At 68.6% G+C, this 5,749-nt stretch carries 5 protein-coding genes; 4 read left to right on the forward strand and 1 reads right to left on the reverse strand.

All coding sequences use genetic code 11. The annotated features are described in order from the left end of the window. Window positions 1-44 precede the first annotated feature (44 nt). From urtC to V7067_RS08855, 4 genes are all read left to right on the forward strand, one after another. Complete coding sequence (urtC, locus tag V7067_RS08840; protein ID WP_334175529.1) at window positions 45-1,202, forward strand: urea ABC transporter permease subunit UrtC; 1,158 nt, start codon at window positions 45-47, stop codon at window positions 1,200-1,202. Window positions 1,203-1,303: 101 nt separating this feature from the next. Continuing rightward, the gene (urtD, locus tag V7067_RS08845; protein ID WP_334175541.1) at window positions 1,304-2,053 is read left to right on the forward strand and encodes an urea ABC transporter ATP-binding protein UrtD; all 750 of its coding nucleotides are present in this window, start codon (window positions 1,304-1,306) and stop codon (window positions 2,051-2,053) included. 17 nt (window positions 2,054-2,070) lie between these two features. Further along, window positions 2,071-2,766, forward strand: coding sequence for an urea ABC transporter ATP-binding subunit UrtE (gene urtE / locus V7067_RS08850; RefSeq protein WP_334175530.1), 696 nt, complete (start codon window positions 2,071-2,073; stop codon window positions 2,764-2,766). 429 nt (window positions 2,767-3,195) lie between these two features. After that, window positions 3,196-4,569, forward strand: a complete 1,374-nt coding sequence (locus tag V7067_RS08855) for a nucleobase:cation symporter-2 family protein (RefSeq protein ID WP_334175531.1) — start codon at window positions 3,196-3,198, stop codon at window positions 4,567-4,569. 161 nt (window positions 4,570-4,730) lie between these two features. Here V7067_RS08855 and V7067_RS08860 read toward each other — a convergent pair. Continuing rightward, window positions 4,731-5,749: extensin family protein (locus V7067_RS08860; RefSeq protein WP_334175532.1), on the reverse strand; the 1,019-nt coding region annotated here is incomplete at its 5' end.

Here is a 5,749-nt window from a genome sequence, read left to right on the forward strand (position 1 = left end):
AAGCCGCGCGGCCTGTTCGCGCTCAAGGGAAGGGCGATCGAAGCATGAGCGCGCCATCCAGCCCGTCCGCGCCGAACACCGGGTTCCTCGATGCCCGCGGCCGCATCTTCCTTCTCGTCATCGTCGCGGCAGGGCTTCTCGTGCCCCTCGCCAATCTGGCGGTGCCGCCGGAATCCGCCTTCCACGTCCCGACCTATGCCGTCTCGCTGATGGGCAAGTACCTGTCCTATGCCCTGCTGGCGCTGGCGCTCGATCTGGTGTGGGGCTATTGCGGCATCCTCTCGCTCGGCCACGGCGCCTTCTTCGCCCTCGGCGGCTACGCCATGGGCATGTATCTGATGCGCCAGATCGGCCCGCGCGGCGTCTACGGCAACCCCGTCCTGCCGGATTTCATGGTGTTCCTGAACTGGCAGGAGCTGCCGTGGTACTGGTATGGCTTTAATCACTTCGCCTTCGCGGCGGTGATGATCGTGGTGGTGCCGGGTGTGCTGGCCTTCATCTTCGGCTGGCTCACCTTCCGCTCGCGGGTCAACGGCGTCTATCTGTCGATCATCACGCAGGCCATGACCTTTGCGCTGCTGCTGGCCTTCTTCCGCAACGACATGGGCTTCGGCGGCAACAACGGCCTGACCGACTTCAAGGACATCCTCGGCTTCGACATCCGCGCCGACGGCGTGCGCGTGGCGCTGTTCGTGGCAACCCTCGTGGCGCTGGCCGTCGGCTATCTTATCGCCCGCTGGCTGACCCTTTCCACCTACGGCAAGGTTCTGGTGGCGGTGCGCGATGCGGAAAGCCGCACCCGTTTCCTCGGCTACCGGGTGGAGCACTACAAGCTCGTCGCCTGGACGATTTCGGCCATGCTGGCCGGCGTTGCCGGGGCGCTCTATGTCACGCAGGTCGGCATCATCAACCCGTCCGAGTTCTCGCCCGCCAACTCCATCGAGGCGGTGATCTGGGTTGCGGTCGGCGGCCGGGGCACGCTGGTGGGCGCGGCGCTGGGCGCGGTGGTGGTGAACTTCGCCAAGACCTGGCTCACCGGCGCCCTGCCGGAGGTGTGGCTGTTCGCGCTCGGCCTGCTGTTCGTGGTCGTCACGCTCTACATGCCGAAGGGCATCCTCGGCCTCATCAACCAGTGGAAGGGCCGCCGCCCCACCCCGCGCGGCGGGACCGGCGGCACGGCCGCGCAGGAACCGGCGGAGTGATGGCCATGACCGAAGCAGAAAAGCAGCCCGGCTTCGATCCCCTGGTGGAAACCGGCCCCCTCGCCCGCCCGGTCGTTGCCCCGGCGGGACAGGCAGAGGACCTGCAGCTCACCAACACCATCCTCTATCTCGACGGCGTCCACGTCTCGTTCGACGGCTTCCGCGCGCTCAACCAGCTTTCGCTGGCCATCGCGCCCGGCGAAATGCGCGCCATCATCGGCCCCAACGGCGCCGGCAAGACCACCATGATGGACTGCATCACCGGCAAGACCCGGCCGGACGGCGGCACCATCCTGTTCGGCGGCAACATCGACCTGACCAAGCTCGACGAGGCGGAAATCGCCAATCTCGGCATCGGCCGCAAGTTCCAGAAGCCGACCGTCTTCGAGACGCTGACGGTGGAAGACAACGTGCGTCTGGCCCTGAAAGGCCCGCGCAGCCCGTGGTCGGCGCTGTTCGGCGAACGCAACCGCATCGCCCGCGACCGCATCACCCGAGTGCTCGACATCGCCCGCATGACCGCCCACCGCGACCGGCTGGCGGCCGACCTCTCCCACGGGCAGAAGCAGTGGCTGGAGATCGCCATGCTGCTGGCGCAGGACCCGAAGCTGCTGCTGGTCGACGAGCCGGTGGCCGGCATGACGGATGCCGAGACCATGGAGACCGCCCGCCTGCTGCGCCATATCCGCGACGAGGGGCATGCGGTGGTGGTGGTGGAGCACGACATGCTGTTCGTGCGCGAACTCGACTGCAAGGTGACCGTGCTGCACGAAGGCTCGACGCTGGCGGAAGGCACCATCGATGCGGTGTCGGCCAACGAGCGCGTCGTCGAAGTCTATCTCGGGCGCTGAGCGGATAAGGACCGGCCATGCTGAACGTTCAGTCCATCGACCTTTATTACGGCGCCGCGCAGGCCCTGCGCGGCGTCTCCCTCACCGCCGAAATCGGTCAGGTCACCACCGTTCTGGGGCGCAACGGCGTCGGCAAAACGTCGCTTCTGCGCGCCATCACCGGACGCGAGCCGATTTCGGCCGGGTCCATCACCTTCGAGGGCCGGGATATCGCCCGCCTGAAACCCTATGACCGCGCGCGCGCCGGCATCGCCTTCGTGCCGCAGGGCCGCGAGATCTTTCCGCTGCTGTCGGTGAAGGAAAATCTGGAAACCGGCTTCGCCCCGCTGAAGCGCGCCGACCGCTACATCCCGGACACGATCTTCGACCTGTTTCCGGTGCTGGCCGACATGCTGAACCGCCGCGGCGGCGATCTTTCCGGCGGCCAGCAGCAGCAGCTCGCCATTGCCCGCGCCCTCATCACCCGCCCGCGCCTGCTGGTGCTGGACGAGCCCACGGAGGGCATCCAGCCCTCCATCATCAAGGATATCGGCCGCGCCATCCTGTTCCTGCGCTCGCAGGGCACCATGGCGATCGTGCTGGTGGAGCAATATTTCGACTTCGCCAGAGAACTGGGCGACCGCTGGGCCGTGATGGAGCGCGGCCAGATCGTCATGTCCGGCACGAAGGCGGAGATGGACGCGGAGGCTGTGCTGAAACGCCTCGCCGTCTGACAAAGCGCGCCGCGCCGGAAATGGAACCAAGGTTTGCCATTTTCCGCTGCGCGGCCAGTTCCTTACAAGCCAACCCGTTCCAGTTCGGCCTTTTCCTCCCAAAGTCTTTTGTACCCGAGCCCTTTTCAGAAGGCCGGCTGCGCAGCCGGGGGGCTGCGCAGCCGGCATTTTCAGACCACGATCACATTCCGGTCCGTGGCATGGGCGGTTCCAACGCGCGTGGGGTCTTACGGGGCGCGCACCGGCCCATTCCCGTTGCCATGGCCTTTGCCGGCCATGGCGGGCCTCCCCGGCCGGTCGCCGGGGAGGCTTTTTGCTGCACCCGCCCCGCCACCCGATGGCACGGATGTTGCTGCACTTTCTGCATGAGAGCTGCCCGGATGGTCGCCGCCTGATCGTCCCTGCAGCCCGCCGCCGAGGGAAAGCAGCATGGCAAGTTCCGATACCGTCCACCCCGTCGATGCGGTGCCGCCGGCACCGCGCCTGATCGCACTCGGCTTCCAGCATGTGTTCGTGATGTATGCCGGGGCCATCGCCGTGCCGCTCATCATCGGCCGCGCCGCGAAACTGGCCCCGGATCAGGTGGCCCTGCTCATCAATGCCGACCTGCTGGCCTGCGGCATCGCCACCCTGATCCAGTCGTTCGGCCTCGGCCGCTTCGCCGGCATCCGCCTGCCGGTGATGATGGGCTGCACCTTCGCTGCCGTGGGGCCGATGGTGGCCATGGCCAACGATCCCGATCTCGGTCTGCTGGCCATGTTCGGGTCGGTCATCGCCGCCGGCGTGTTCACCGTCATCGTCGCCCCGTTCATGAGCCGGCTGCTGCCGCTGTTTCCCCCCGTGGTCACCGGAACGGTGATCCTGATCATCGGCCTGTCGCTGATGCGCATCGGGATCAACTGGGCGGCGGGTGCGGCGGTCGATACCCTGCCGGGCTACGGGGCGCCGCTCAATCTGGCGGTTGCGGCCTTCGTGCTGCTGGTCATCCTCGCCATCCTGCGCTTCGGCCACGGCTTTCTGCGCAACATTGCGGTTCTGGCCGGCATCGTCATCGGCGCGGTCGTCACCTACGCCATCGGCGTCATGACCTTCGACAAGGTCGCGGCGGCGGCATGGTTCGGCTTCGTGCCGCCGTTCCACTTCGGCCTGCCGGTGTTCGATCCGATTTCCGTGCTGACGATGTGCGTGATCATGGTCATCGTCATGATCGAATCGACCGGCATGTTCCTTGCCGTCGGCGACATGGTGGGCAAGCCGGTGTCGCAGGAGGAGCTGACGCGCGGCCTGCGCGCCGATGGCCTCGGCACCCTGATCGGCGGCATCTTCAACACCTTCCCCTACACCTCGTTCTCGCAGAACGTCGGCCTTGTCGGGGTCACCGGCGTGCGCAGCCGCTTCGTCTGCGTGGTCGGCGGCCTGATCCTGCTGGCGATGGGGCTGGTGCCGAAGCTCGGCGCGCTGGTCGAGGCCGTGCCGATCTTCGTGCTCGGCGGGGCCGGTCTCGTCATGTTCGGCATGGTCGCGGCCACCGGCGTGCGCATTCTGGCCGGGGTCGACTACAAGACCAACCCCTACAATCTCTATATCGTCGCCATCTCCATCGGCTTCGGCATGATCCCCACCGTGGCGCCGAAGTTCTTCGATGCGCTGCCGGATTCGCTCGATCCGGTGACCCATTCCGGCATCGTGCTGACGGCCATCAGCGCCGTGGTGCTGAACCTCGTCTTCAACGGCTGGACCACCGTTGCCGCCGCCGAGGAAGAAGCCCGCAACACCGCCCGCTCCAGCGAAGCGCTGCACTGACCGCACCCCGCCGGAAGGCCCGAAAGCCGAGCGCATCATGAACAAAACACGGCCCGCGACCGGAACCGGCCGCGGGCCGCCATCGTTTCCGGCCGCCCGCATAAAGGCGGGCCGGCCAAGCAGGTCTGCAAGGCGGGGTCCGCAGGGTGGTTCTGCCCGTGTCAGCCCCCGCTCGCCGCAGTGGTGCGGCTTGCCACCGGCGCATCGGGGATTTTCCAGCGGCAGGCGGCCCACGCCCGCGGCCGGTTGGCGAGATCGACGTGGATATGTTCCTCGTGGAACCCGTCGGAACCCGGCCCCAGCACCGTCTCGAAGCGGGCGCAGGCGCTCTGGCGCATGGAAACGCGGAACGAGGCCGGCAGCGAGCGGCCGCGGATCACATAGTGCTCGCCGTTGGCGAGCGTGTAGCCGCCGACATCCAGCGCATTGCCGCGGCCGTGCTCGCTGAGGCGGTTGCCACGCTGGCGGTTCATGGGCCGGCAGCTGTAGGAGGCGGCCACGTGCAGCGTCTCCAGCGGGCTGCCGAGGCGCGCGACGGCCGGGGCGATATCGCCGCGCACCCAGTTCACCACCGCCAGCGCCATGCGGCAGTTGACGGCGGCCGACGGCTTCAGGTCGATCACCCGCCCATCGGCAAGACGCAGGGCGGAAAGCTCCACCAGATCGGGCACGCGGCAGGCGCCGCCGGCCTGACGGCGCGTCGAAGGCTCGATCTTCGCCAGCCCGGAGCGCACCAGCTGCGCGCAGGCCGCCGGCAACCCGCCCGCTGCCTTGCCGGTGAGCGGGGCGCCCTGCGTGCCCGGCAGGGCGGAGAGCGAGGCGCCCGGCAGGGTGCCGCCCGGTGCGGCGCGCAGTTCCGCCCCCGGCAGCGAGGCAAGGCGGGTGCGGGCAGCGGGGGCCGCCGGCGGGGCGGGCTGCGCCGTGATTTCGGCCACCGCCGGCCGGCGCGGACGCTGCGCCGGCATCGGGGCGGCGATATCGGCTTCCGGTTCCGCGCGGGCCACCGCCACTTCGGCAACCGCGGGGCGCGGCTGCGGCAGCGGCGCGTCGGGGGTCTCGTCATCCTGCATGGCCACGGCCTCGGCAACAGCCGGGCGCGGGGCCGGCATCAGCGCCACGGGAACGGCCTCGTCCGGCGCCGGGGCGGCCGCTTCCGCCGGTACGGATTCCGCGGGCAAGG

The sequence above is a fragment of the Pseudoxanthobacter sp. genome (assembly GCF_036822375.1).
Lineage (GTDB): Bacteria > Pseudomonadota > Alphaproteobacteria > Rhizobiales > Segnochrobactraceae > Pseudoxanthobacter.

Excerpts from the sequence above, each read along its gene's own strand:
- urtC (WP_334175529.1), top strand. The coding sequence starts at position 45 with ATGAGCGCGCCATCCAGCCCGTCCGCGCCGAACACCGGGTTCCTCGAT.
- urtE (WP_334175530.1), top strand. The coding sequence starts at position 2,071 with ATGCTGAACGTTCAGTCCATCGACCTTTATTACGGCGCCGCGCAGGCC.
- V7067_RS08855 (WP_334175531.1), top strand. The coding sequence starts at position 3,196 with ATGGCAAGTTCCGATACCGTCCACCCCGTCGATGCGGTGCCGCCGGCA.